Annotated in this window: 21 protein-coding genes; 9 read left to right on the top strand and 12 right to left on the bottom strand. The window is 75.1% G+C overall.

Translation table 11 applies throughout. The features are described from left to right. Nucleotides 1-87 precede the first annotated feature (87 nt). Entirely contained in the window at nt 88-1,713 is a 1,626-nt protein-coding gene (locus ACWENR_RS17965) for an alpha/beta hydrolase (RefSeq protein WP_452278110.1), read from the top strand. 825 nt (nt 1,714-2,538) lie between these two features. Here ACWENR_RS17965 and glmS read toward each other — a convergent pair. Then, nucleotides 2,539-4,452 (bottom strand): glutamine--fructose-6-phosphate transaminase (isomerizing), encoded by a 1,914-nt coding sequence (glmS, locus tag ACWENR_RS17960; RefSeq protein WP_452278109.1) that lies wholly within the window; start codon nt 4,450-4,452, stop codon nt 2,539-2,541. A gap of 273 nt (nt 4,453-4,725) precedes the next feature. Here glmS and ACWENR_RS17955 point away from each other — a divergent pair, with 273 nt between their 5' ends. Beyond that, complete coding sequence (locus tag ACWENR_RS17955) at nt 4,726-5,172, top strand: MmpS family transport accessory protein (RefSeq protein ID WP_452278108.1); 447 nt, start codon at nt 4,726-4,728, stop codon at nt 5,170-5,172. Between the two features lie 70 nt (nt 5,173-5,242). Beyond that, nucleotides 5,243-6,436 (top strand): pyridoxal phosphate-dependent aminotransferase, encoded by a 1,194-nt coding sequence (locus ACWENR_RS17950; protein WP_452278107.1) that lies wholly within the window; start codon nt 5,243-5,245, stop codon nt 6,434-6,436. A gap of 182 nt (nt 6,437-6,618) precedes the next feature. Here ACWENR_RS17950 and glmM read toward each other — a convergent pair whose 3' ends face one another. The 6 genes from glmM to ACWENR_RS17920 form a co-directional block, all read right to left on the bottom strand. Further along, nucleotides 6,619-7,971, bottom strand: a complete 1,353-nt coding sequence (gene glmM, locus ACWENR_RS17945; protein WP_452278106.1) for a phosphoglucosamine mutase — start codon at nt 7,969-7,971, stop codon at nt 6,619-6,621. A gap of 109 nt (nt 7,972-8,080) precedes the next feature. Further along, complete coding sequence (gene rpsI / locus ACWENR_RS17940) at nt 8,081-8,545, bottom strand: 30S ribosomal protein S9 (protein ID WP_139582597.1); 465 nt, start codon at nt 8,543-8,545, stop codon at nt 8,081-8,083. A gap of 20 nt (nt 8,546-8,565) precedes the next feature. Further along, nucleotides 8,566-9,009 (bottom strand): 50S ribosomal protein L13, encoded by a 444-nt coding sequence (gene rplM, locus ACWENR_RS17935; RefSeq protein ID WP_018720634.1) that lies wholly within the window; start codon nt 9,007-9,009, stop codon nt 8,566-8,568. Nucleotides 9,010-9,218: 209 nt separating this feature from the next. Further along, nucleotides 9,219-10,601: an MFS transporter gene (locus ACWENR_RS17930; RefSeq protein WP_452278105.1), complete on the bottom strand. Its 1,383-nt coding sequence runs from the start codon at nt 10,599-10,601 to the stop codon at nt 9,219-9,221. A gap of 124 nt (nt 10,602-10,725) precedes the next feature. Then, the gene (locus tag ACWENR_RS17925) at nt 10,726-11,019 is read right to left on the bottom strand and encodes a type II toxin-antitoxin system PemK/MazF family toxin (protein ID WP_452278104.1); all 294 of its coding nucleotides are present in this window, start codon (nt 11,017-11,019) and stop codon (nt 10,726-10,728) included. Further along, nucleotides 11,009-11,266, bottom strand: coding sequence for a DUF6364 family protein (locus ACWENR_RS17920; protein ID WP_452278113.1), 258 nt, complete (start codon nt 11,264-11,266; stop codon nt 11,009-11,011). The genes ACWENR_RS17925 and ACWENR_RS17920 overlap by 11 nt, the downstream gene beginning before the upstream one ends. A gap of 314 nt (nt 11,267-11,580) precedes the next feature. Between ACWENR_RS17920 and ACWENR_RS17915 the strand changes: the two genes are divergently transcribed. From ACWENR_RS17915 to ACWENR_RS17895, 5 genes are all read left to right on the top strand, one after another. Next, nucleotides 11,581-13,623 carry a molybdopterin oxidoreductase family protein gene (locus ACWENR_RS17915; RefSeq protein WP_452278112.1) on the top strand — a complete coding sequence of 681 codons (2,043 nt, stop codon included), beginning with the start codon at nt 11,581-11,583 and terminating at the stop codon, nt 13,621-13,623. A 68-nt stretch (nt 13,624-13,691) separates the two neighbouring features. Beyond that, the gene (locus ACWENR_RS17910) at nt 13,692-15,131 is read left to right on the top strand and encodes an FAD-dependent oxidoreductase (RefSeq protein ID WP_452278111.1); all 1,440 of its coding nucleotides are present in this window, start codon (nt 13,692-13,694) and stop codon (nt 15,129-15,131) included. 64 nt (nt 15,132-15,195) lie between these two features. Then, nucleotides 15,196-17,724 carry a nitrite reductase large subunit NirB gene (nirB, locus tag ACWENR_RS17905; RefSeq protein WP_452278103.1) on the top strand — a complete coding sequence of 843 codons (2,529 nt, stop codon included), beginning with the start codon at nt 15,196-15,198 and terminating at the stop codon, nt 17,722-17,724. A gap of 34 nt (nt 17,725-17,758) precedes the next feature. Further along, complete coding sequence (gene nirD / locus ACWENR_RS17900) at nt 17,759-18,130, top strand: nitrite reductase small subunit NirD (RefSeq protein ID WP_452278102.1); 372 nt, start codon at nt 17,759-17,761, stop codon at nt 18,128-18,130. After that, nucleotides 18,131-19,219 carry a uroporphyrinogen-III synthase gene (locus ACWENR_RS17895; RefSeq protein WP_452278101.1) on the top strand — a complete coding sequence of 363 codons (1,089 nt, stop codon included), beginning with the start codon at nt 18,131-18,133 and terminating at the stop codon, nt 19,217-19,219. It begins immediately after the preceding gene. A 159-nt stretch (nt 19,220-19,378) separates the two neighbouring features. Here ACWENR_RS17895 and ACWENR_RS17890 read toward each other — a convergent pair whose 3' ends face one another. The 4 genes from ACWENR_RS17890 to ACWENR_RS17875 all read right to left on the bottom strand — a co-directional run bounded on the left by ACWENR_RS17890 (nt 19,379) and on the right by ACWENR_RS17875 (nt 23,958). Next, nucleotides 19,379-20,002: a GTP-binding protein gene (locus tag ACWENR_RS17890; RefSeq protein ID WP_091102673.1), complete on the bottom strand. Its 624-nt coding sequence runs from the start codon at nt 20,000-20,002 to the stop codon at nt 19,379-19,381. Further along, the gene (locus ACWENR_RS17885; RefSeq protein ID WP_091102670.1) at nt 19,983-20,348 is read right to left on the bottom strand and encodes a DUF742 domain-containing protein; all 366 of its coding nucleotides are present in this window, start codon (nt 20,346-20,348) and stop codon (nt 19,983-19,985) included. The genes ACWENR_RS17890 and ACWENR_RS17885 overlap by 20 nt, the downstream gene beginning before the upstream one ends. 83 nt (nt 20,349-20,431) lie before the next feature. Continuing rightward, nucleotides 20,432-20,839 carry a roadblock/LC7 domain-containing protein gene (locus ACWENR_RS17880; protein ID WP_067359650.1) on the bottom strand — a complete coding sequence of 136 codons (408 nt, stop codon included), beginning with the start codon at nt 20,837-20,839 and terminating at the stop codon, nt 20,432-20,434. After that, on the bottom strand, nt 20,836-23,958 hold the full coding sequence (locus ACWENR_RS17875; RefSeq protein WP_452278100.1) for a sensor histidine kinase: 3,123 nt from the start codon (nt 23,956-23,958) through the stop codon (nt 20,836-20,838). The genes ACWENR_RS17880 and ACWENR_RS17875 overlap by 4 nt, the downstream gene beginning before the upstream one ends. A 446-nt stretch (nt 23,959-24,404) precedes the next feature. On the opposite strand from ACWENR_RS17875, the gene ACWENR_RS17870 reads away from it, so the two are divergent. After that, complete coding sequence (locus tag ACWENR_RS17870) at nt 24,405-25,586, top strand: ABC transporter substrate-binding protein (RefSeq protein WP_452278099.1); 1,182 nt, start codon at nt 24,405-24,407, stop codon at nt 25,584-25,586. Between the two features lie 251 nt (nt 25,587-25,837). Here the strand turns inward: ACWENR_RS17870 and ACWENR_RS17865 are convergent. Then, nucleotides 25,838-26,676, bottom strand: an 839-nt coding sequence (locus ACWENR_RS17865) for an ABC transporter permease (RefSeq protein ID WP_452278098.1), incomplete at its 5' end; no start/stop codon positions are given.

Genomic DNA, 26,676 nt, shown 5'->3' with positions numbered 1-26,676 from the left:
GCGGCGGACCGGGCGGCTTCCGAGCCGCCTGCCCCAGTACCGGCGGCGAACCGGGTCGCCTCCGGGCCGCCTGCTCCGGTGCCGGCGGTGGGTCGGACGGGGTCCGCCGCGCGGCCGGCCCACCCCGCCGAGCGGGCGGCGGCCGTCGGCTACCGGCAGCTCTGGGCGGCCGACCCGGGTGCGTGGCGGACCGCCGGGGCGGCCTGGCGCGGGCTGACCGACCCGGTCGGCCGCCGGGCCGGCGAGCTGTCCGCCGAAGCGGCGGCGCTGCGCGCCGACTGGTCCGGCGGCGCGGCCGGGGCCGCCGACGCCCGGCTCGCGGCGCTGCGCGCGGAGCTGACCACGGTCTGCCCCGCCCTCGTCGAGATCGACCAGGTGCTGGCCGAGTTCGCCGGCCGGCTGGACGCGGCCAAGGCCCGGCTCGCCGCCGCGGTGACGCGCGCGGAGGGCGCCGGGCTGCTGGTCGACCGGCAGGGGCGGGTGTCGGCCGACCCCGCCCGCGCGCCGGCCACCCCCCGTTCGGGCCAGGTCGCGGCCGGGGTGGGCACGGCGATCCGGGCGGCTCTGGAGCTGGCCGGTTCCGCCGACCGGGAGGCGGCCGGCCGGCTGGACGCCCTGGCGGCGGCAGCCCGGTCGACGTGGGTGGCCCCGCCGCCGCCCGGCCGGCCGCCGCCCGGCGCGGGTCCCGGCGCGGTGCGGGCGTGGTGGGCGGGGCTCACCGCCGCGCAGCGCCGGTGGCTGGTGGCCCACGAGCCGGGGCTGGTCGGCCGCCTCGACGGGGTCCCGGCGGACGCCCGCGACCAGGCCAACCGGCTGCTGCTCGGGGCGCGGCGGGAGGAGCTGCTCGCCGCGCGGCGACGGCTGCTGGCGCGGGTGCCGCGCGGGCCGGTGGAGCTGGCCGGGCTGCTGCGGGTCGAGACGGCACTGGCCGGGCTGGACGCGCTGGCCGGTCGCCTGGCCGCCGGCGAGGCCCCCCGGGCGTACCTGCTGGGGCTGGACACGGCCGGCGAGGGGCGCGCGGTCGTGGCGCTGGGCAACCCGGACCGGTCGGCGCGGGTGCTGACGTACGTACCCGGGATGACCGCCGGGCTGGGAGACGCGACCGGCGAGCTGGGCCGAGCCGCCCGGGTGCTGTCCCGCTGCGCCGCCCTGGCCCCCGAGGAGGAGACCGCGGCGGTGCTCTGGCTCGACTACGACGCCCCCGACTTCCTGCACGAGGCGGCCTGGCCGGGGCAGGCCCGGGACGCCGGGCCGGCGCTGCACCGGTTCCAGGAGGGGCTGCGGGCGACCCACGAGGGGCCGCCGGCCCGGCAGACCGTGCTGGGCCACAGCTACGGCTCGCTGGTGGTCGGCACGGCCGCACGCGACCACGGGCTCGCCGCCGACGCCCTGGTCTTCGTCGGCTCGCCCGGGGTCGGGGTCACGCACGCCGCCGAGCTGCGGCTGCCTCCGGAGCAGGTCTGGGCGAGCACCGCGTCGGACGACGTGATCCGGCTGGCCCGGCCCCCGGACGAACTGGCCCGGCAGGCCCTGCACGCCGCGTCGCCGCTGACGGCCGCCGGGCCGGGGCGGGAGCTGTGGTTCGGCCACGACCCCGCCCATCCGGCCTTCGGCGGGCGCACCTTCCCCAGCGGCCGGCACGGCCACACCGGCTACTGGGCACCCGACAACCCGGCACTGGACGGCATGGCCCGGGTCGTGCTGGGCCGCTGACCCCGACCGCCGTCAGCCGCTGACCCGGACCGCCGGCCACCGCCCGAGAGCACGCACCCGCCGCCCGACCGACCCGTCCCGCCGACCGCGACGACCCTCCGCCCCCGCTCAGGTCCGTCACCCGGCCGACCCGTCCCACCGGCCGCGACGACCCTCCGCCCCCGCTCAGGTCCGTCACCCGGCCGACCCGTCCCACCGGCCGCGACGACCCTCCGCCCCACTCAGGCGCGCTGCCGTCCCCCGCACCGCGCGTCAAGATCCGCACAATTTCCCGGAAATAGTGGCCTCTAGCGCGCCGGAGACCACTACTTCCGGGAAATAGCGCAGATCTTGAGACCGACCACCCGCACGCGACACACACCGGACGACCGCGACACCGACCGCGACGACCCCCGCCCCTGCTCAGGCCCGCCGCCGTTCCCCACGCCGGGCGTCAAGATCCGCGCAGTTTCGCGGAAATAGTGGCCTCTAGCGCGCCGGAAGCCACTACTTCGGGAAGTAGCGCAGATCTTGAGACCGACCACCCGCCCGCGACACACCAGCCGACCGCGACACACACCAGCCGACCGCGACGACCCTCGCCCCTGCTCAGGCCCGCCGCCGTTCCCCACGCCGAGCGTCAAGATCCGCGCAGTTTCGCGGAAATAGTGGCCTCTAGCGCGCCGGAGACCACTACTTCCGGGAAGTAGCGCAGATCTTGAGACCGACCACCCGCACGCGTCGCACACCGGACGACCGCGACACACAGCGGCCGACCCGTCGCACCCGCCGGGTGGGTGGCGGGCCCGGCCGTCCGCGGGTGGCTGGCCGGGCCCGGCGGTACGGCTACTCGACGGTGACCGACTTGGCCAGGTTGCGGGGCTGGTCCACGTCGTGCCCCCGGGCGGCGGCGATCTCGGCGGCGAGGACCTGCAGCGGCACGGTGGTGACCAGCGGGGCGAGCAGGGTCGGCGTACGCGGCACGTAGATCAGGTGGTCGGCGTAGCGGACGACCGCCTCGTCGCCCTCCTCCGCGATCACGATCGTCCGGGCGCCGCGCGCCCGCACCTCCTGGATGTTGGAGACCACCTTGTCGTGCAGCATGCCCCGGCCGACCGGCGACGGCACGATGCAGATCACCGGGGTGCCCTTGTCGATCAGCGCGATCGGGCCGTGCTTCAGCTCGCCGGCGGCGAAGCCCTCCGCGTGCATGTATGCCAGCTCCTTGAGCTTGAGCGCGCCCTCCAGGGCCACCGGGTAGCCCACGTGCCGGCCGATGAAGAGCACGGTCGGCTCGGACCGCAGGTCGCGGGCCAGCTCGCGGACGGGCTCGATCCGGGCCAGCAGCTCACGCAGTTTGCCCGGCATCTGGTGGAGCTGCTCCACCACGGCGGCCACCTCGTCGGCGAACTTGATGCCGCGCACCTGGGCCAGGTGCAGGCCGATCAGGTAGCAGGCGACGAGCTGGGTGAGGAACGCCTTGGTCGAGGCGACGGCGATCTCGGGCCCGCCGTGGGTGTAGAGGACCGCGTCGGACTCGCGCGGGATGGTGGAGCCGTTGGTGTTGCAGATGGCCAGGACGCGGGCCTTCTGCTCCTTCGCGTGCCGCAGGGCCATCAGGGTGTCCATCGTCTCGCCGGACTGCGAGATCACCACGATCAGCGTGGACCGGTCGAGGACCGGGTCGCGGTAGCGGAACTCGCTGGCCAGCTCCACCTCGCAGGGGATCCGCGTCCAGTGCTCGATGGCGTACTTGGCGACCAGCCCCGAGTGGTACGCGGTGCCGCAGGCGACGATGAAGATCTTGTCGACGTCGCGCAGGTCCTGGTCGCTGAGGCGGACCTCGTCGAGCATGATCTCGCCGGTCTCGGTGAGCCGGCCGAGCAGCGTGTCCGCGATGGCCTGCGGCTGCTCCTCGATCTCCTTGAGCATGAACCAGTCGTAGCCGCCCTTCTCGGCGGCCGAGGAGTCCCAGTCGATGTGGAAGTCCTTGCCGCTGGCGGGCTGGCCGGCGAAGTCGGTGATCTCGATGGTGTCGCCGGTGATGAGGACGATCTGGTCCTGGCCCAGCTCGACGGCGTCCCGGGTGTGCTCGATGAACGCGGCCACGTCGCTGGCGAGGTAGTTCTCCCCGTCGCCCCGGCCGACGACCAGCGGCGAGTTGCGCCGGGCGCCGACGACGGCGCCGGGCACCGCCGCGTCGACGGCGAGCAGGGTGAACGCGCCCTCCAGCCGCTGGCAGACCACCCGCATGCCGGCGGCGAGCAGCTGCGGCCCGTCGGGGTGGCCGGCGGCGCGCAGGTCGGCCAGCGCGGCGGAGAGCAGGTGCGCCGCGCACTCGGTGTCGGTGTCGCTGGTGAACTGGACGCCGTCGGCCTCCAGCTCGGCGCGGAGCTTCGCGAAGTTCTCGATGATGCCGTTGTGGATCACGGCGACGCGGCCGTCGGGGGCGAGGTGCGGGTGGGCGTTGCGGTCGGTGGGGCCGCCGTGGGTGGCCCAGCGGGTGTGGCCGATGCCGGTGGTGCCGTCGCCGATGCCGATCGGGCTGGCCGCGCAGGACGTCGGGTCCTCGGCGGCCCGCTCGGAGAGCACCTTCTCCAGGTTGGCCAGCTTGCCGGCCTTCTTCTCGGTCAGCAGCTCGCCGTCGCAGACGACGGCGACGCCGGCCGAGTCGTAGCCGCGGTATTCCAGCCGCCGCAGTCCGTCGAGCACGATGCCGAGCGCCGGGCGCGCGCCGGCGTAACCCACGATTCCACACATGTCCCGCAGCCTAACCCAGTTTCGCTCATCGCGCGTGCTCGAAAGCCGGGCATACGATCACTGAATTTGAGCGAACGGGGCGTACCCGGGCATCGCCCACGGCCTGGGACGCCGGTCGCGACGGCGGCTCCGGACGGGCCGAACCGCCGGATCGGAGCGTGGTTGCGGGGAAGGGGAGAAACCGCCAGACTCTGACCGCCCCACCGCCCCACCGCCCCACCGCCCCACCGCCCCACCAGCTGACTCTGACCGCCCCCCTCCGCCAGGGAACCGATGTCGACGCCGTCCGCAACACCGCATCCGCACGCCCGCCGGCTGCTGCGGACCGCCCGTTCGCTCGCCCTGCTCGCCGCCCTGGCGACGTCGGCCTCCTGCACGGCCGAGGCGCCGCGGGCCGCGCCCCCGCCCTCCGCGCCACCGGCCACCGCGAGCGCCACCCCCGGCCCGACCTGGCCGGCGACCGTCGTCTACGAGGCCACCGGCACCGGGCCGGCCGACATCGAGTACTACGACGCCGCCGGGCAGTTCCGCCAGCTCAGCGGGAGGAAGCTGCCGTGGCGGCTGAGCTTCGTCAGCGACGGCTCGACACAGCGGACGCTGGTCGTCACCCAGCGCACCGACGGCGCGCCCACGATGGGCTGCCGGGTCACCGTCGGCGGCGTGGAGACCGGCCCGCCGAAGCTCTCGAACGGCGGCTGGCGAGCCACCTGCACCGGTTGACGGCCACGCTCACCTCCGGGCCGCCGTCCGCGTGGTGCGTCCCGGCGGCGGCGGCCCCTAGGCTGACCGGATGACGACGACCGACGATCTCGACCCGCTGGTGGCCCGGATGCGCCCGTTCGGGACGACCGTCTTCGCCGAGATGTCCGCCCTCGCCGTCCGCACCGGCGCGGTCAACCTCGGCCAGGGCTTCCCCGACACCGACGGACCACCGGAGATGCTCGCCGCCGCGGCGGAGGCGCTGCGTTCGGGGCAGAACCAGTACCCGCCGGGCCCGGGCGTCCCGGCCCTGCGCGCGGCGGTGGCCGCGCACCAGCGCCGCTTCTGGGGCCTGGAGTACGACCCCGACGGCGAGATCGTCGTGACCGCGGGCGCCACCGAGGCGCTCGCCGCGGCGATCCTCGGCCTCTGCGAGCCGGGCGACGAGGTGGTCTGCTTCGAGCCGTACTACGACTCGTACGCCGCCTCGATCGCGCTGGCCGGCGCGGTCCGGCGACCCGTCACGCTGCGCCCCGACGCCGACGGCCGCTACGCCTTCGACCCGGCGGCCCTGCGCGCCGCGTTCGGCCCGCGCACCCGGCTGGTGCTGCTGAACTCGCCGCACAACCCGACGGGCAAAGTGTTCACCGCCGACGAGCTGGCCCTGGTCGCCGAGCTGTGCCAGGAGCACGGCGCGTACGCGGTGACCGACGAGGTGTACGAGCACCTGGTCTTCACGGACGCGTCCAGCCCGCACGTGCCGCTGGCGACCCTGCAGGGGATGCGCGAGCGGACGCTGCGGATCTCCTCGGCCGGCAAGACGTTCTCCTGCACGGGCTGGAAGGTCGGCTGGATGAGCGGCCCGGCGGCGCTGGTCTCGGCGGCGCTACGGGTGAAGCAGTTCCTCACCTTCGTCAACGCCGCGCCGTTGCAGCCGGCCGTCGCGGTGGCGCTCGCCCTGCCGGACGCCTACTTCACGGGTTTCCGCGACGGCATGCAGGCCCGCCGGGACCAGCTCGTCGGCGGGCTGACCGACGCCGGGTTCGAGGTGTTCGCGCCGGAGGGGACGTACTTCGTCACCGCCGACGTCACCCCGCTCGGCGGGCGCGACGGGTTGGAGTTCTGCCGGTCGCTGCCCGAGCGGTGCGGCGTCGTCGCCGTCCCGACCCAGGGCTTCTACGACGATCCCGACGCCGGCCGGCACCTGATCCGCTTCGCCTTCTGCAAGCGCGCGGAGGTGCTGACCGAGGCGGTCGACCGGCTGCGCCGACTGTCCGCGACCTGAGCCCGGGCCATCGGCCCGAAGGAGCGGTCGCCCGTCGGCCCCGCGCTCCGACCGCCCCTGCGGACCCGCCCGCGAGGCCGGTGGGCCCGGGGCAGGCGGGACCGGGGCCGACGAGGCCGGGCCGGCGACAACGGGATCGACGAGGCCGGGCCGGCGGGCCCGGCCACGCCGGTCGGCTCGGGTCAGGCGGGGCTGGCGACGCGGACCGCGTCGGCGATGCGCTCGGCCGTCTCGCGGGCGACGTGCTCCGTGGCGGCCTCGACCATCACCCGGACCAGGGGCTCGGTGCCGGACGGCCGCAGCAGCACCCGGCCCGTCTCCCCCAGCTCCGCCTCGGCCCGCTCGACCTCGGCGCGCACGGCGGGCGCGGCGGCGCCGATCGTACGGTCGCCGACCGGGACGTTGACCAGCACCTGCGGCAGCCGGGTGAGCACGCCGGCCAGCTCGGCCAGGGACTTGCCGGTGGCCGCCATCCGCGACATCAGGTGCAGCCCGGTCAGCACGCCGTCGCCGGTCGTCGCGTACGCGGGCATCACGATGTGCCCGCTCTGCTCGCCGCCCAGGGCCAGCCCGGACGCCCGGAGCTCCTCCAGCACGTACCGGTCGCCGACCTTGGTCTCGACCAGCCGGATGCCCTCGCGGGACATGGCCAGGCGCAGGCCCAGGTTGCTCATCACGGTGGCGACCAGCGTGTCCTGCGTCAGCGTGCCGGCCTCGCGCATGGCGAGGGCGAGGACGGCCATCACCTGGTCGCCGTCGACCTCCTCGCCGTCGGCGGTCACCGCGACGCAGCGGTCGGCGTCGCCGTCGTGGGCGATCCCCAGGTGCGCGCCGTGCTCGACCACCGCGGCCCGCAGCGCCTCGATGTGGTTGGAGCCGCAGTCGTCGTTGATGTTGAGCCCGTCCGGCTCGGCGTGGATGGCGACGACCTCCGCCCCCGCCTCCCGGTAGGCCACGGGGGCCACCTCGGCGGCGGCGCCGTTGGCGCAGTCGACCACCACCTTGATCCCGTCGAGGCGGTGCGGCACGGTGTTGACCAGGTGCTGCACGTAGTGGTCGGCGCCGTCGAGCAGGTCGTGCACCCGGCCGACGCCGGCGCCGACCGGCCGCTCCCAGGCGGTGGTGGCGTTCGCCTCGACGGCCGCCTCGATCTTCATCTCGATCTCGTCCGGCAGCTTGTGCCCGCCGGCGGCGAAGAGCTTGATCCCGTTGTCGGGCATCGGGTTGTGCGAGGCGGAGAGCATCACGCCCAGGTCGGCCTTGGCCTCGGCGGTGAGGAACGCCACGGCCGGGGTCGGCAGCACGCCCACCCGGACCACGTTGGCGCCGGCGCTGGTGAGTCCGGCCACGACGGCGGCCTCCAGCATCTCGCCGCTGGCCCGGGTGTCCCGCCCGACCACGGCGAGCGGGGGATGGCTCCGGTCCGACTCGGCGAGCGTGTGTGCGGCGGCGACCGCCACCGCCAGCGCCAACTCGGGCGTCAGATCCGCGTTCGCCCGCCCGCGTACGCCGTCCGTACCGAACAACCGGCCCATACCCGCCAACCTCCGATGAAACGGTCCAGGAAAGGCGAACGGCCGGGCCACCTCCCGTCGAGGGGAGGCGACCCGGCCGTTCGTCAGAAGTACAACGTGCCGCTGAAGATCAGCGCTTCGAGTACTGGGGAGCCTTACGGGCCTTCTTGAGGCCGTACTTCTTGCTTTCCTTGACCCGGGCGTCCCGGGTGAGGAAGCCGGCCTTCTTCAGCGCCGGGCGGTCGTCCGGCTCGCTGACGATCAGGGCCCGGGCGATGGCCAGCCGGAGCGCGCCGGCCTGACCGGTGGTGCCGCCGCCGCGCAGGTTGGCGATGACGTCGAACGCCTCCGGCTTCTCGGCGGTGACCAGCGGGTCCTTGATCAGCTGCTGGTGCACCTTGCTCGGGAAGTAGGCCTCGAGGTCGCGACCGTTGCAGGTGATCTTGCCGGTGCCGGGCACGATGCGGACCCGGACGATGGCCTCCTTGCGGCGACCCACGGTCTGGATCGGCCGGTCACCACGAGGCGCGCGGGCGACGGGCGCCGGCGCCTCGGTGGCCTCGGGGGCGACCTCGGTCTCGGTGATGTCGGTCATGCTGTTTCCTTCGCCCGCGCTCACTGCGCGATCTGCTTGATCTCGAACGGCACCGGCTGCTGCGCGCCGTGCGGGTGCTCGGCACCGGCGTAGACCTTCAGCTTCTTGATGAGCTTACGGCCGAGCTTGTTGTGCGGGAGCATCCCCTTGACGGCGAGCTCGATGGCCCGCTCGGGGCGCTTGGTCAGCAGCTCGTCGTAGCCGACCTGCTTCAGACCACCCGGGTAACCGGAGTGGCGGTAGGCGATCTTCTGCTGCCGCTTGTTGCCGGTCAGCGCCACCTTGCCCGCGTTCACGATGACGACGAAGTCGCCCGTGTCGACGTGCGGCGCGAAAGTCGGCTTGTGCTTGCCGCGCAGCAGCGTGGCGGCGTGGGTGGCCAGGCGGCCCAGCACGACATCAGAGGCGTCGATGACGTGCCACTGACGCTCGATCTCACCCGGCTTCGGGCTGTACGTACGCACAGGTCTACCTTGTCTCGTCGTCGGTCTGGGGTCGCGCGCCGAGGTGACCAGGAGTACCCAGCCGGACCAGCGCGCACGAACGACCAAGCGTACCTGATGCGGCACGCCTCTGGATGTCGTACAACAGCAGGCAACGATACCCGGCGCCCCGTCGGCAGGTCAAAACGGGGTGCCACCCGCCCTGACCTGCGGCGAAGGCGCGGTCCGGGTCACACCCCGGCCAGCCGGCGCGGGCCCGGCCGCAGGTAGACGGACCAGGTCACCACGAAGCAGACGGCGTAGGCGGCCACGAAGGCGACATACGCCGCGTCCGCGCTGCCCTGGGTGAGGAACGACTGCCGGAAGGCGATGTTCACCAGCACCCCGCCGGAGGCCCCGACCGCCCCCGCGACGCCGATCAGCGCCCCGGTCATCCGCCCGGCCCAGCGCTCGGCCGCCGCCGCCTCCCGCCGGCCCGCCGCCACCGCCGCCGTCGCCCGGGCCCGGAAGATCGCCGGGATCATCTTGTACGTCGACCCGTTGCCGATCCCGGAGAAGACGAAGAGCGACAGGAAGCCGACCAGGTAGAGCCCGAACGAGCGCTCCCGGGCGGCGAAGAGCACGAGCGCGGCGCCGGCCGCCATCGCGACGAAGTTCCAGAAGGTCACCCGGGCCCCGCCGAGCCGGTCGGCGAGGTGGCCCCCGACGGGCCGGATCAGCGAGCCGACCAGCGGGCCGAGGAAGGTCAGCCAGGCGGCGTCGACCGGGGTCGGGAAGCGGTCGGCGAACTGGAGCTGGAGCACCTGCCCGAAGGCGAAGCCGAAGCCGATGAAGGAGCCGAAGGTGCCGACGTAGAGCAGCGACATGATCCAGGTGTGCGGGTCGCGGGCGGCCTCGCGCAGCGCGCCGGGCTCGTTGCGCGCCCCGGGGACGTTGTCCAGCCCGCGCGCCGCGGCCAGCGCGGCCAGCACGATCAGCGGCAGGTAGACGGCCGGCACCAGCCGGGGGTACGCGGCGCCCGCCGTGGCCAGCACCGCCAGGCCGACCAGTTGCACCGCCGGCACGCCGAGGTTGCCGCCGCCGGCGTTGAGCCCGAGTGCCCGGCCCTTGAGCCGCTGCGGGAAGAACAGGTTGATGTTCGCCATCGAGGAGGCGAAGTTGCCGCCGCCGACGCCGGTCAGGCAGGCCAGCACCATCAGCGTGGGGTAGGAGACGCCCGGTTCCAGCAGCACGGCCATCGGCACGGCCGGGACGAGCAGCAGCAGGGCGCTGACGACCGTCCAGTTCCGCCCGCCGAAGCGGGCCACGGCCAGCGTGTACGGCAGCCGCAGCACCGCCCCCAGCGCGGCCGGCACCGCGGTGAGCAGGAACTTGCCCGCCGGGTCGATGCCGTACTCCGGGCCGAGGAAGAGCACCGTCACCGACCAGAGGCTCCACACGGAGAAGCCCACGTGCTCGGCGAAGATCGAGATCCAGAGGTTGCGGCGGGCGATGGGCGCGCCGGTCGTACGCCAGAACTCCGGGTCCTCGGGCCGCCAGTCGTCGATGCGGCGGCGCCCGGCGGCGGCCGGGGTGGCCTCGGCCGGGGGCGTGCTGGGGGCCAGTGTGCTCACGGCGGCTCCTCCTCGTCGGTGTGACCTGGAGGAACGCTAGGAGTCGGGGGTTACCCCACCGTGCCCGTCGCGGGTCGGGCCGGAAACGGAGACCGCACCTCGGCCGGGCCGCGTCGGTGAGGTGTCAGAGCTGTTGCAGGATGCGCAGCGCCCGCCCGACCCGCTGCATGGTCTCGGTGTCGGCGACGTCCACGCACTCGGTGAACCACTTCTTCATGGGCGAGGAGAGCCGGTCGGGCATCACCACGTACGCGCCCATCGGCACCGCCAGGGGCGAGTCGCGCAGCAGCGCCTCCTCGACCACCTCGGCCACGATCACGATCGGCACGTCGGTGGAGTTGTAGACGTCGGAGCTGATCACCAGCCCGAGCCGTTCCCGGGCGCCGTCGATGCGCCACACCTCGCCCCTATGCAGCACGCGGGCGCCCGCCGAAGAGCAGGTCGTCGACCAGGCCCACCTCGCGGGCGTCGGCGAGGGCGGCGGTTTCGAGGTCGAGCCCGGCCCGGCCGACGGCGGCGGCGTGCGCGGTGAAGACCTCGCGCAGCGCCTTCTCCCGGGCCGCCTGGTCCATCCACGCCGACAGGGAGAGCCCCTCGCGCTTGGCGAACCGGCGGGCCTCCTCGATCGTCTCGTCGGAGAACGACAGGGTCACCTTGGCCGTCATGCCGAACAGCCTACCGCTGGTATGACCGTCAGTCATCCCACGGTTCCTCCGGGCGGCGGTCGGCGGGAGTACGTCCGGAAGCGGCCGCGTCGACGACGGCCCGGCCGCGCCCCCGGAAAGGCAACGGAGCGACCCCGTGCCTCCGTGCGGTGTGAGGCGCTCTTGACAGGAGCGAAACAAACGGGACCCGGACCGGAAACCGCCCGCCGGCACGCTTTGCCGACATGACGGACGGTGCGCGGACGGCGACTCGACCGGGGCGGGCGCCCCGGGAGGTGGCGACACACTGCCCGTACTGCGCCCTCCAGTGCGGGATGCGGCTACGCGAGGAGGACGGCCGGGTGGCGGTGCTCCCCCGGCAGTTCCCCACCAACCGGGGCGGCCTCTGCCAGAAGGGCTGGACGGCCGCCGAACTCCTCGACCACCCCGAGCGGCTGACCAGCCCGCTGCTGCGCGACCCCGGCACCGGCGAGCTGCGCCCGGCGAGCTGGGACGCCGCCCTCGACCGGATCGTCGCCGGGGTGCGCGCCGTCCAGCGCGCGCACGGCCCGGACGCGGTGGCCGTCTTCGGCGGCGGCGGGCTCACCAACGAGAAGGCGTACGCGCTGGGGAAGTTCGCCCGGGTGGCGCTGCGGACGAGGCACATCGACTACAACGGCCGGTTCTGCATGTCCTCGGCGGCGGCGGCCGGGACGCGCGCCTTCGGCGTCGACCGGGGCCTGCCGTTCCCGCTGGCCGACCTCGGGCGGGCCGACACGCTGCTGCTGGTCGGCGCGAACCCGGCCGAGACCATGCCTCCGCTGGTGCGCTGGCTGACCGAGCAGCGCGGGCGCGGCGGCCGGTTGATCGTGGTCGACCCCCGGGTCACCGCCACCGCCAGGCAGGCCGACCTGCACCTGCAACCCCTGCCGGGCACCGACCTGGCGGTGGCGAACGCGCTGCTGCACGTCGCGCTCACCGAGGGCTGGATCGACAGGGCGTACGTGGCCGCCCGCACCACCGGCTTCGAGGCGGTCCGCCGCGTCGCCGCCGGCTGGTGGCCGGCCCGCGCCGAGGCGCTCTCCGGGGTGCCGGTGGCCGACCTGGCGGCGACCGCCCGGGCCCTCGGCACCGCCGAGCGCGTGATCATCCTGACCGCGCGGGGCGCCGAACAGCACGCCAAGGGCGTCGACACGGTCACCGGCTTCGTCAACCTGGCGCTGGCCCTGGGGCTGCCCGGGCGCCCCGGCTCGGGCTACGGCTGCCTGACCGGCCAGGGCAACGGGCAGGGCGGGCGGGAGCACGGGCAGAAGGCCGACCAGCTCCCCGGCTACCGCCGGATCGACGACCCGGCCGCCCGGGAGCACGTCGCCGGGGTCTGGGGGGTGCCGGCCGACGAGCTGCCCGGGCCGGGCGTGCCCGCGTACGAGCTGTTGGACTCGCTGGGCACGCCCGCCGGGCCGAAGGCGCTGCTGGTCCTCGGCTCCAACCCGGTGGTCTCCGCGCCCCGGGCCGCCCGGATCGAACGCCGGCTGCGCGAGCTCGACCTGCTGGTGGTGGCCGACTTCCTGCCCTCCGAGACGGCCGCGCTGGCCGACGTGGTGCTGCCCACCGCGCAGTGGGCCGAGGAGGACGGCACGATGACCAACCTGGAGGGCCGGGTGCTGCGCCGGCGGGCGCTGCGTCCGCCGCCCCCGGGCGTCCGTACCGACCTGGAGATCCTCGCCGACCTCACCACCCGCCTCCGCGCGCCCGCGCCCGGTCGCACCGGGGAGGACGGCGGCGACCCGCGGGCCGTGTTCGCCGAGCTGCGGCGGGCCTCGGCCGGCGGCCCCGCCGACTACGCCGGGGTGAGCTGGGAGCGGATCGACGAGCGGGACGGCGTGTTCTGGCCCTGCCCGACCGAGGACGGGCCCGACACGCCCCGGCTCTTCGTCGACCGGTTCGCCACCCCCGACGGGCGGGCCCGGTTCCACCCGGTGGAGCACCGGCCGGCGGCCGAGGAGGTCTGCGCCGAGTATCCGCTGCACTTCACCACCGGCCGGGTGCTCGCGCAGTACCAGTCCGGCACCCAGACCCGCCGGGTCGCCGCGCTGCGCCGGGCCGCCCCGGACGCCTTCGTCGAGCTGCACCCCGACCTGGCCGCCCGGCTCGGCATCGGCGACGGCGAACCGGTGCGGGTGGTCTCCCGCCGGGGCGAGCTGCGCGCGCCGGCCCGGCTCAGCACCGCCATCCGGCCGGACACGGTCTTCGCGCCGTTCCACTGGGGCGGCGCGGCGCGGGCCAACTCGGTGACCAACGACGCCGTCGACCCGGTCTCCGGGATGCCGGAGTTCAAGATCTGCGCCGTCCGGCTGGAGAGGGTGGAGCGACCATGAGCGAGCGAACCGTCCGGCCCCTCGCGGGTGCCGGCCCGGCGCCGTCCGGGGCGCGACGGGGGCCGGCCGTGACCGGGCGCGTGGTGATCGTCGGCAACGGGATGGCCGGCGCCCGGCTGGCCGCCGAGCTGCACGCCCGGGGCGGCGACCGGAAGGTCACCGTGCTCGGGGCGGAGCCGCACCGGGCGTACAACCGGATCATGCTCTCCACCCTGCTGACGGGCCGGATCGGCGAGGCGGACGTGGAGTTGGCGGAGGCCGCCGGGCAGGGCGTCGACCTGCGCACCGGGGTGACCGTCACCGCCGTCGACCGGGCCGGCCGCACGGTCCGCACCGCCGACGGCGACAGCGTCGCGTACGACCATCTGGTGCTCGCCACCGGCAGCCGGGCCGTGGTGCCCCCGCTGCCCGGGCTCGACGGGCCCCGGCTGCCGGACCGGGTGGTCCCGTTCCGCACCCTGGACGACTGCCGGCGGATCCTCGCCGTCGCCGCCGGCGCGCGCACCGCCCTGGTGCTCGGCGGCGGGCTGCTCGGGCTGGAGGCGGCCCGGGGGCTCGCCGCCCGGGGCCTGGCCGTCGGGGTGGTGCACCCGGTGCCGTACCTGATGGAACGGCAGCTCGACCCGGCCGGCGCGGCCGTGCTGGCCGGCACGCTCGCGGGGCTCGGGGTGACCACCCACCTGGCCGTGTCGGCCACCCGGGTGGTGGCGGACGCCGACGGGGTCCGCCTCGACCTGGCCGACGGCCGGTCGCTCGCCGCCGACCTGCTGGTGCTCTCCTGCGGGGTACGCCCCGACACCGACCTCGCCGCCGCGGCCGGGCTGGCCGTCGACCGGGGCGTGCTGGTCGACGACCGGCTGCGCACCGGCGACCGGCGGATCTCGGCGATCGGCGACTGCGCCCAGCACGACGGCGCCGTCACCGGGCTGGTCGCGCCGGCCTGGGCGCAGGCGCGGGTGGTGGCGCAGCTGCTCACCGGCGAGGATCCGCTGGCCCGCTACCGGCCCCGCCCGGTGGTGACCCGGCTCAAGGCGGCCGGCATCGACCTCGCCGCCATGGGCGACCCGGCCGACGGCGGGGCCGGCGAGGAGCTGACCTTCGCCGACCCGGCCCGGGGCACGTACGCGCGGCTGCGCATCCGCGACGAGCGGTTGACGGCCGCCATCCTGCTCGGCGACAACCCGGCGGTCGGCACGGTCGTCCAGCTCTTCGACCGGGGTCAGCCGGTGCCGGCCGACCGGCGGTCCCTGCTCCTCGGCCGGGCGTACGGCGCGGCCCCGGCGGCGCCCGCCGCCACCCCGGCGCTGATGCCGGACGCGGCGACCGTCTGCCAGTGCAACGGCGTCAGCAAGGGCGCGCTGGTGAGCTGCTGGCGATCCGGCGCCCGGACGGTCGACGCCGTGGTGGCGGCCACCCGGGCCGGCACCGGCTGCGGCGGCTGCCGGGACGCGGTCGCCGGAATCGTCGACTGGATGTCCGAAGTGGATTCGGTGGAGGTGACGCGATGAGCGGGCGAGGCGGGCTCGGTGCGGGAGAGCCCCGGGACGGCGCGCGGCGAAGCGGAGCGCGGCCGTGAGCGGGCGAGGCGGCGGTCACGGTCGGCTGGTCGTCGTCGGCAACGGCATGGTCGGGCAGCGCCTCGTCGACGCGCTGCGCGCCCGCGACCCCGAGGGACGGTGGCGGGTCACCGTGCTCGCCGAGGAGACCCGCCCGGCGTACGACCGGGTGCGGCTCTCGGCGTTCTTCGACGGGGTAACCGCCGAGGAGCTCGACCTGCACACCCCCGACGACGGGGTGGAGCTGCGCCTCGGCGAGCCGGCCACGGAGATCGACCGGGCGCGGCGGGTGGTGCGCACGGCGGCCGGCGAGCACCCGTACGACGCGCTCGTGCTGGCCACCGGCTCGTACGCCTTCGTGCCGCCGGTGGCGGGGGCGGCGCTGCCGGGGGTCTTCGTCTACCGCACGCTGGACGACCTGGCGGCGATCCGGGAGCACGCGCGCGGCCGGCGCACCGGCGCGGTGATCGGCGGCGGGCTGCTCGGCCTGGAGGCGGCGAACGCGCTGCGCCTGCTCGGCCTGGCGACGAGCGTGGTGGAGTTCGCGCCCCGGCTGATGCCGGCGCAGGTCGACCCGGCCGGCGGCGCGATGCTGCGGCGCTACGTCGACGAGCTGGGCGTGGCCACCCACCTGGGCGTCGCCACCACCGCCCTGCGGCCCGGCCCGGACGGCGCCGTCGCCGGCCTGGAGCTGGCCGACGGCACGGTGGTCGACGCCGAACTGGTGGTGGTGGCGGCCGGCGTCCGGCCCCGCGACGAGTTGGCCCGGGCCGCCGGGCTGCCACTCGGCCCGCGCGGCGGGGTGCTGGTCGACGCCGCCTGCCGGACGGCCGACGAGCGGATCTGGGCGGTCGGCGAGTGCGCGGCGGTCGACGGCGTCTGCCACGGCCTGGTCGCCCCCGGCTACGCGATGGCGGAGGTGGTCGCCGACCGGCTGGTCGGCGGGGCCGCCACCTTCCCCGGGGCGGACACCGCCACGAAGCTGAAGCTGCTCGGTGTGGACGTGGCCTCGTTCGGCGACGCGCACGGCACCACGCCGGGCTGCCTCGACGTGACGTTCACCGACCCGGCCACCCGGGTCTACGCCAGGCTGGTCCTATCCGACGACGCGCAGACCCTGCTGGGCGGGGTGCTGGTCGGCGACGCGAGCGCGTACCCGACGCTGCGGGCCAGCGTCGGCGGTCCGCTGCCCGCTCCCCCGCTGGCACTGCTCGCGCCTGCCGGCGCGCCCGGCGCGGGGGCGCTGCCCGCCGCCGCGCAGGTCTGCTCCTGCAACGCGGTGACCCGCGCCGACGTCGACGACGCGATCGCCGGCGGCTGCGCGGATGTGCCGGCGCTGAAGGCGTGCACCCGGGCGGGCACGAGCTGCGGCTCCTGTGTGCCGATGCTCAAGCAGCTCCTCGACGCCGCCGGGGTGCGGCAGTCCACCGCGCTCTGCGAGCACTTCGACGCGAGCCGGCAGGAGCTGTTCGACATCGTCCGGGTGCGCGGCATCCGCACGTTCTCGCGGCTCGTCGCCGAGCACGGCCGGGGTCGCGGCTGCGACATCTGCAAGCCGGTGGTCGCCTCGATCCTCGCCTCGCTGGGCACCGGGCACGTGCTCGACGGGGAGCGGGCGTCGTTGCAGGACACCAACGACCACTTCCTGGCCAACCTGCAACGCGACGGCAGCTACTCGGTGGTGCCCCGGATCCCGGGCGGGGAGATCACCCCGGAGAAGCTGATCGTGATCGGCGAGGTGGCCCGCGACTTCGGGCTCTACACGAAGATCACCGGCGGGCAGCGGATCGACCTGTTCGGGGCCCGGGTCGAGCAGCTGCCGCGGATCTGGCGCCGGCTTGTCGACGCGGGCTTCGAGTCCGGCCACGCGTACGGCAAGGCGCTGCGCACGGTGAAGTCCTGCGTCGGCGAGACGTGGTGCCGGTACGGGGTGCAGGACTCGGTCGGGCTGGCCGTCGCCCTGGAGCTGCGCTACCGGGGGCTGCGCGCCCCACACAAGATCAAGTCGGCGGTGTCGGGCTGCGCCCGCGAGTGCGCCGAGGCCCGCAGCAAGGACTTCGGCGTCATCGCCACCGAGACCGGCTGGAACCTCTACGTCGGCGGCAACGGCGGCTTCCGGCCCCGGCACGCCGACCTCTTCGCCACCGACCTGTCCACGGAGGCGCTGGTCCGGCTGGTCGACCGGTTCCTGATGTACTACGTCCGCACCGCCGACCGACTGCAACGCACCGCCGCCTGGATCGAGGCGATGGACGGCGGCCTCGACCACCTCCGCGCGGTGATCGTGGACGACTCGCTCGGCCTCTGCGCCGAACTCGACGCGGCGATGGCCCGGCACGTCGACTCGTACTCCGACGAGTGGCGGGACGTGCTGGAGGACCCGGCCCGGCTGCGCCGCTTCGCCTCCTTCGTCAACGCCCCCGACGTGCCCGACCCGTCGATCACCTTCGCGCTCGAACGGGGCCAGCCGGTCCCGGCGGGTCGCGCGCCCGCCGCCGAGGGCCGGCAGCCGGTCGCGCTCGGGCTGCCGCGGGTGCGGCGATGACCCCCACGACGCCCGGACCTCTGGAGGTACCGCGATGACCACGACGACCACCGCCCCGCCGCCGGCCGCCGCGACGCGCGCCTGGACCCCGGTCTGCCCGCTCGACCGGCTGGAGCCCGACCGGGGCGTCGCCGCCCTGGTCCACGGCGCGCAGGTGGCCCTCTTCCACACCGCCGACGGGCTGTTCGCCCTCGACAACCTCGACCCGGTCGGCGGGGCGTACGTGCTGTCGAGGGGGATCGTCGGCAGCCGGGGCGGGGTGCCCACGGTCGCCTCGCCGCTGCACAAGCAGGTGTACGACCTGCGCACCGGGATCTGCCTCGACCTGCCCGAGGTCGCCGTGCCCCGGCACGAGGCGCGCTGCCGGAACGGACTCGTCGAGGTGCGGCTGCGACAGGAGGGGTGAATGCGCGACGAACTGGCCGGCTTCACCATCGGGGTGACCGCCGACCGCCGACGGGACGAACTCGCCGCGCTGCTCCAGCGGCGTGGCGCCCGGGTGGTGATCGCCCCGGCCCTGCGGATCGTGCCGCTGGCCGACGACACCGACCTGCGCGAGGCCACCCGCGCCTGCCTCGACCGGCCGCCGGACGTCCTGATGGCCAACACCGGCATCGGGATGCGCGGCTGGCTGGAGGCCGCCGAGGGCTGGGGGCTGGCCGAGCCGCTGCGCGGCGTCCTCGCCGACGCGTACGTGGTGGCGCGGGGCCCCAAGGCGCGCGGGGCGATCCGGGCCGCCGGACTGCACGACCAGTGGTCACCGGATTCGGAGAGCTGCGACGAGGTGGTCGACCACCTGCGCCGGCGCGGCGTCGCCGGGCAGGTGATCGCCATGCAGCTGCACGGCGAGCGGCAGCCGGAGTGCACGGCGGCGCTGGTGGCGGCCGGGGCCACCGTCATCGAGGTGCCGGTCTACCGGTGGGCGCCGCCGACCGACCCGGCCCCGCTGCACCGGCTGATCGACCTGGTCGCCGGCCGGCTGGTCGACGCCGTCACGTTCACCTCCGCCCCGGCGGCGGAGGCGCTGCTGCGGGCCGCCGGCGACCGTGGCGACGCCGTGCTGGACGCGTTCCGGCACGACGTGCTCGCCAGTTGCGTGGGGGCGGTCACGGCCGAACCGCTGCTGCGGCGCGGGGTGCCGGTCAGCGCGCCGGCGCGGGCCCGGCTGGGCGCCCTGGTCCGGACCATCGTCGACGAGCTGCCGCGCCGCACGGTCACCCTGAAGGCGGCCGGCCACCTGCTCACCCTGCGCGGGCACGCCGCCGTGATCGACGGCGAGTTGCGCCCGCTCGCCCCGGCCCCGATGGCGGTGCTCCGGGCGCTGGCCCACTCCCCCGGCCGGGTGCTGTCCCGCACCGCGCTGCTGCGCACGCTGCCGCGCGGCGCCGACGAGCACGCGGTCGAGATGGCGGTGGCCCGGCTGCGCGCCGGGCTGCGCGCGCCCCGGGTGGTGCAGACCGTCGTCAAGCGCGGCTACCGGCTCCGGGTGGACTGACGCGGGGCGGCCCGCCGGGCCCACGCCGGAAGCCGTCCCCGCCGCGCGCCGCCCCGGACCCGCACCCGGGCAGCCCTCGCCGGGCACCGGACGCAGGCCGGGCGCGGCCTGCGCCCCGTCGGCTTCGCGCTGGTCAGTGGAGGCGAGGCCCTGCGGGCCTCAGCCGACCGGCGCCGGGTAGCCCCGGCCGTGCTCGGCCTGGAGGCGGATCATGGCGTGCTCGACGACGGTCACCAGCACCTGCTTGACCGAGTCCCGGTGCCGGGCGTCGGTCATCACCAGCGGCACGTCCGGCGAGATGGCCAGCGCCTCGCGGACCTCCTCCAGCTCGTACTGCGGCGCGCCGTCGAACCGGTTCAGCGCCACCACGTACGGCAGCTTGCGGTTCTCGAAGTAGTCCAGCGGCGCGAAGGCGTCGGTGATCCGGCGGGTGTCCACCAGGACGGCCGCGCCCACGGCACCCCGGATGATCTCGTCCCACATGAACCAGAAGCGGGTCTGGCCCGGCGTGCCGAAGAGGTAGAGGATCAGGTCCTCGGCCATGGTGATACGGCCGAAGTCCATCGCCACCGTGGTGGTCTGCTTGCCGGGCACCTTGGACGGGTCGTCGATGCCGACCCCGGCCGCGGTCATCACCGCCTCGGTTCTCAGCGGCGTGATCTCCGAGATCGCGCCCACCAGGGTCGTCTTGCCCACGCCGAAGCCGCCTGCGACCACGATCTTCGCGGAGATGATTCCCCGGTTCTGGCGGGCCCCGGCGGGGTCATAGCCTGCGAAGTCCACTTAGCACCCTTCCAAGGATTTCCATCCGCTCCTCGAACCCCTCGGCGGGAGCGGCAGTGTGTAGCGTCAGCAGGCTCTCGGCCACCATGTCGGCGACCAGCACCCGGGCGACGCCCAGCGGCATCCGGGTGTACGCGGCGATCTCGGCCAGCGACTGCGCCCGCCCCTCGCAGACGGTGGCGATGCGGTGCTTGTCGTGCCCCGCGAAGCGGGACTCCGCGACCTGGGTGGGGCTGGCCGACAGGACCGCCTCCAGGGCGATGTCCATCTGGGCCTCGGTCCGACCGCGGGTGACCGCGTACGGCCGCACCAGCGCGCCACGCGGGTCCGCGCGCCGTTGGTCCATCAGCGATCACCTCCTCTCCCGGCCGGGCCTTCCGGGCACCGGTCTCCTCGTCCCTGTCGACGCGCGACGCGCGTCGACCCCCGCTACGACCGCACGGCGTCCCGGGGCAGCGGCACCAGCGCGGCGCCGACGCGCTCCACCAGGAGCGCCATCTCGTAACCCACCTGCCCGACGTCGCAGCTGCGGGCGGCCAGCACCGCCATCGACGAGCCGTCGCTGATCGACATCAGGAAGAGGTAGCCGCTGTCCATCTCGATGACCGTCTGCAGCACGCCGCCGGCGCTGAACATCCGGGCGGCGCCCTCGGTCAGGCTGACCACGCCCGAGGTGATCGCCGCGAGCTGGTCCGCCCGGTCCGCGGGCAGGTCCCGCGAGGAGGCGAGCAGCAGCCCGTCGGCCGACACCGCCACCACGTGGGCGATGCCCGCCACGCTGTCGGCGAAGTTGGTGAGCAGCCAACTCATGTCCTGCATGGCCGCTGGCCTGTTCATCGACTCGTCTCCTTGGTCGAGGTGCTGTTCTGGTCCGTTCCGACCGCCCGGCCGCGCTGCACGCCGCGGTGGTAGGCCGACAACAGGCCGCGTACTTCGTCGGGGGTGCGCCGGCTGCGGTCACGACCGCCCCGGGGCTCGATGCCGCCGGGCACGAGCTGCGCCTGCGGCACCCGCTTGGGCAGCCCGGAGCGGGTGGTGCCGCCGGCGGCCGGCTCCGCGGCCCGGCTGGCCCGGGACCAGCCCTCGTCGGCCGCCGTCCGCCAGGCCTCCGCGTCGGCCGCCGGAGCCGGCTCCGGGGCCGGGGCCGCGGGAGCCGCGTCCTGCGCCGCGGGCCGCGCCGGGGCCGGCGGGGCGTACGACGGCGGAGGCGCCTGCGCGGGCGACGGCGTCGTCGTGCTGCCCGGCGTACGCGTGGGCAGCCGTGGCGGGCGGGACTCGGCCGGCGCCGGCTGGGCCGGGGCGGGCTGCTGGGCCGGGGCGGACGGCTGGGCCTGCGGCGGCTGGTTGAAGTCCGGACGGGTGAAGATCGCGGTGGCGTCGTTGCCGTGCGACCGGAACCACACCGCCTCCATCTCCCGGAAGATCGGCGCCTCGGCCGGCAGCTCGGGACGCGGGGTGATCGGCGCGGCGGGGGCGGGCGGGGCGGTGGCGGCGAGGTTCGCGCCGAGGCCCCGGCCCACGCCCGGGTCGGCCCCGAAGCCCGCCGTCTGGGCGGGCCCACCGGCGGTCGGGGCGGTGACCGACGAGCCGGCGATCGGGCCGACCGGCAGGACCGGCGTGGCCGGCTGGCCGGCCTCCGCGCCGCCGGGGACGCGCTTGGGCAGCGGGTCGAGCGTGGGGTACGCGACGGTCGGCGTGCCGACGGAGGGGTTACCGCCACCGAAGACCGGCCGGGCCGGCGGCGCCGCGGGCGCGGCCGACGGCGGTTGGGCCAGGCCACCGGCCTGCACCGGGGACGCGGTGTCCCGCGCCTGCTCGGGCGCCTGCCACGGCGTCGGGGTGGACCGCCACTGCTCGGTCAGCGTGGCCGAGGCGGCCCGCCCCGCCCCGGCGAGCGGCTCGCCGAGGCCGACGGGGGTGAGCGGCGTCTGCTCGACCGCGAGCGGCTGCCGGGGCCGGGTGATCTGCTGGTCCCGGCTGTGGACCGGGGGCAGCACCACCGTCGAGGCGGGCAGCGTCACCTGGGCGACGGTGCCGCCCTCCACGTTGCGGCGCAGCTCCACCCGGATGCCGTAGCGGGAGGCGAGCCGGCTGACCACGGCCAGACCCATCAGCCGGAACGCCGCGACGTCGACGCCCGGCGGGGCGGCCAGTCGCCGGTTGAGCGAGTCGAGCTGGTCGTCGGTGAGGCCGAGGCCCCGGTCCTCGACCTGGATGAGCACGTAGTCCCGGATCCGCCGGCCGTCGGCGACCACGGTGGTGGTGGGCGGGGAGAACCGGGTGGCGTTGTCCAGCAGCTCGGCGACGAGCCGGACCACGTCGTTGACCGCGTGGGCGGCCACCGAGATGTCCGTGTCGACGGTGCCGAACTCGATCCGGTTGTAGAGCTCCACCTCGGACTGCGCGGCGCGCAGCACGTCCACCAGGAGGGCGTCGTCGCGGCGCGGCACCGCCGAGTCGGCGCCCGCCAGGACGAGCAGGTTCTCGTCGTTGCGGCGCATCCGGGTGGCGAGGTGGTCCAGCTCGAAGAGCTGCGCCAGCCGCTTCGGGTCCTCCTCGCCGCGCTCGATCGCGTCCAGCTCGCCGATCATCCGGTCGACCAGGGTCTGACTGCGCCGGGCCAGGTTGAGGAACATCGCCGAGACGCTGGTACGCAGCGCGGCCTGCTCGGCCGCCACGCGGACCGCCTCGCGGTGCACGACGTTGAAGGCGAGCGCGACCTGGCCGACCTCGTCGCGGCTGTTGAGCTGGATCGGGTCGCGCACCTGCCGGACGATCTCCTCGACGCCGCCGTCGCCGACGTTGCCGACGTTCTGCAGCCGCTGCACGGCGTCCGGCAGGTCGTGGTTGGCCACCGAGAGGGCGCCCTCCCGCAGCCGGCGCAGCGAGTGGTTGAGCGAGCGGGCCAGCACCACGGCGAGGGTCACCGCGACGACGAGCGTGAGCAGCACCAGCACCGACTCGATGACGGCCTGCTGGATGACGTCCGAGCGGGCCTGGTCGGCCTGGTCGAGCAGCCGCTCCTGGAGCCGGACCTCGGCCCAGCGCATCAGGTCGTTGACCGCGCCGATGGCGGCGGCGGCGTCCTGGGCCGTCACCAGCGAGCGCTGCCCGACCGAGCGGGTGATGTCGGCGGCGACCCGGTCGGCGAGGGTGACCGCGTCACCGGAGACGGTGCTGTCGACCAGGGCGCGCTGGGCCGGGTCGGCGGCCAGGGAGAAGGCGACCAGCGCCTCCTGCTGGCCGGTCAGGGTGGCGACGAACGACGAGAACTGCTCCTCGTCGATCTGGCCGGCCGTCAGCGCGGTGTAGACCACCGACTGCTCCTCGGCGACCGCCGCCTTGGCGTGGGCGAACGCGGCGACCGCGCGCCGGGCGTCGGACAGCCCCTCCTCGCCGGGCAGCTGGGCGAGCCCGTCGCCGTACGCGACCAGGTCGGTGAGGATGACCCCGTAGCGCAGCGCCGCCTCGGCGACCGCCATCTGCTGGCGGTCGAGCACCTTCTGCCGGGTGCTGTCGAGCGTCTCCAGGTGCTCGTCGATGGTCGCCAGCCGGTCCCGGACGGCGGCCGGGGCCTCGCCGACTCGGTCGCGCTCCGCCCGGTAGGCCTCGATCCGGGCGTCGGTGCTGCGCACCCGCAGGTTGTAGCTGTCGGGCTTCTGCTGCGGCGCGGCCAGGAAGGCGGACGCCGCCATCCGCTCGGCGTGCAGGTCCTGGGTGAGGGCGGAGATGTCGATCGAGAGCGCGGTCAGCGCCCGGGCCCGCGTCGCGTCGAGCGCGCCCTCGCCGATGGAGACGAGCCGGACGGTCGCCAGCGCGAGCACCGCGGCGACCGGCACCACCAGGATCAGCGCGAGCTTGGAGCGGATCCGCGCGTCGCGCAGCCGGAACAGGCGGCGACGCTTCGGCTGCTCGGTCTCGCCGCCGTCGGGCAGGGTCGTCGGTCCGGTGCTCACGACATCGCCTCCGTCGTTTCTTCCACGCCTGCCCCGCCGACTCGCGCCCGGTGCGACGGACTGCGCCACACGCGGCACGGCCGCGATTTCATCAGAAGTGATCCTGTTTGGGAAGCCGCAGTGGGGTAGGAAACGGTCGGAGGGCACGCATCCCGTGTTCCGGTCAACTAATACCTTCATTTCCCCATGCCCGTGAACAGGGCATGTAACTCCAGAGTGGTCGTCCATGTCGGATTAGTAAGCGTTTACAAACTTCCCGTGCCCCCACCATGTGGGATGCGCGTCCCGAAACGCCACCGACGCCCGCGCTTGACCACAGGGCCCGGCGTTGGCAAGGTTTTGCAGGCTTCGCGCACACCGTACGGCAGACTGATCCCGTTTCTCCACTGAGGACGGACAACCGGCGGTGACCGGGCAACGCCCCGGGCCGCTTCTGGAGGACTGAGTTGAGCCCCATCCGCTCCGCGACCGCCGCGGCGCTCGCATCGGCCGTGCTGGCCACCACCCTCACCGGCTGCCAGTTCGGCGCGGACGAGCAGGACACCAGTCCCATCGTCATCGCGGCGGACCTCGAACTCTCCGGCGCGGCGGCGACCGTCGGGAAGGCGTACCAGCGGGCACTGGAACTAAAGATCGAGCTACTTAACTCCTCGGGCGCGCTGAACGGCCGGAGAGTCGAACTCAAGGTGAAGGACAACCGGTCCGACCCGGCCGAGTCCCTGCGCAACATCGGTGACTTCAGCAACGATTCCGGAGTCAGCGCCATCATCATGGGCGGCTGCAACGAATGCGCCGTCGGCGCCGTCCGGACCATCAACGAGAAGCGAATTCCGACCATTGCGCTCGCCTCGTCCGGCGCGGTGTCCAGCCCGGTCGCCGAGCGGCGGTACGTGTTCAAGCTCGCCCCGAACGCCTCCGACAGCGCCGCCGCCCTCGCCCTCGAGATGCGCCGGAAGGGCGTCCGCAAGGCCGGCGTGTTGTACAGCGACGACAACTACGGCCGCGAGGGGCTGGCCGCGCTGCGCGGCGAGTTCGCGAAGAACGGCGTCAAGCTGCAGCGCGAGGAGTCGGTCAAGACCACCGACACCGAGGTCGGCGAGCAGATCGGGGCGCTGACCGACCGCAAGGTGGACGCCCTGGTGGTCTGGACGCCGCCGGAGCAGGCCGCGCTCGCCGCCACCGCGGCCCAGCAGGCCAAGTTCACCGGCTCGCTCTTCTTCGACGCGGCGGCCGCCGGCGACCTGTTCCTGGGCACCGCCGCCAAGGCCACCGAGCGCGCGACGATGGTCTTCACCCAGACCATGGTCATCGACGACATCATCGCGACCACCCCGGCCAAGGCCGCCCGCCGGCAGTGGTTCCAGGACTACACCGCCCGCTTCGGCGCCTACAACGGCTCGGCCTCGTTCGCGGCCGACGCGGTGCAGCTGATCGCCGACGCCGAGCTGCGCGCCGGCGGCGAGCCCGGCCGGGTCGACCGCGACGGCATCCGCGACGTGCTGGAGACGTCCCAGCTGGACGGCCTGTCCGGGCCGATCCGGATGACGCCGGACAACCACTCCGGCCTCATGCCGCAGGCCCTGACGACCCTGGTCGCCCGCAACGGCCGGTGGCGCCTCGCCGGCTGAGGCCGGTCCGCGTCGTGCCCGGCCCCGGCGGCCGGGCACGATCCGCGCCCGGCGGCCCGGGCACGCCCCTGCCGGCGGCCGGGCACGATCCGCGCGGCCCGGGCATCATCCGTGCCGGCGGCCGGGCGTCATCCGGGTCCGGCGCCCGGACATGACCCCCTGCCGGCAGCCACGCACGACCCGTGCCGGCGGCCGGGCATGATCCGACACCGCGCCGGGGCGCGGCGGATCACCGCCCGGCCGCCGTCGGGTCAGCGGGCCGACGTGGTGGCCCGGACCCAGGGCAGCGCGAGCCGCTCGATCAGGGACAGGGCGCTGTAGAGCACGATGCTCATCACCGCGATCAGCACGATCGCCGCCCAGGCGGTCGCGGTGTCTCCCACGCCGTTGTACTGCAGGATCTGGTAGCCCAGCCCCGGCTTGTCGGAGTAGAACTCCCCGATCACCGCGCCGATCGCGGCCAGCGGCATCGCCACCTTCAGGCCCACGAAGACCTGCGGCAGCGCCGCCGGGAAGCGCACCTTGCGGAACGACTGCCACCACGACGCGTTCAGCGACCTGGCCAGCTCCGCCAGGTCCGCGGGGGTGGTGGTGAGCCCGGTGGCGGTGGAGAGCACGATCGGGAAGAAGCAGAGCAGGAACACCATGGTCAGGATCGGCTTCTCGCCCCAGCCGACCGAGACCACCAGCAGCGGGCCGAGGGCGATCTTCGGCACCGCGTTCACCGCCACCAGCAGCGGCGAGAACATCCGCTCGACGTGGCGGGAGGCGGCCAGGGCCATCCCGATGAGCACCCCGGCGACCGCCGAGAGCAGGAATCCGACCAGCGTCAGCAGGGTGGTCGTCCCCAGCGCCGGCAGCAGCACGTCGGACGAGGCGGTCAGCGACTCCCACACCGCCTGCGGCGGCGGCAGGGACGCCGGGTGCACCAGCTCCAGCACGGACGTGACCAGCCACCAGACGGCCAGCGCGATCACCGCGCCGAGCAGCGGCATGCCGACGGCCATCGGGGAGCCGGCGCCCGCCGGGCGGGTGCTCGGGCGCCGGCCCGGCGCCGTGCGTACCGCCGCCCACCGGGGCCTGCGGCGGC

It is taken from the genome of Micromonospora sp. NPDC004336, from assembly GCF_053602615.1.
This window is presented reverse-complemented; position numbering and strand designations above follow the sequence as displayed.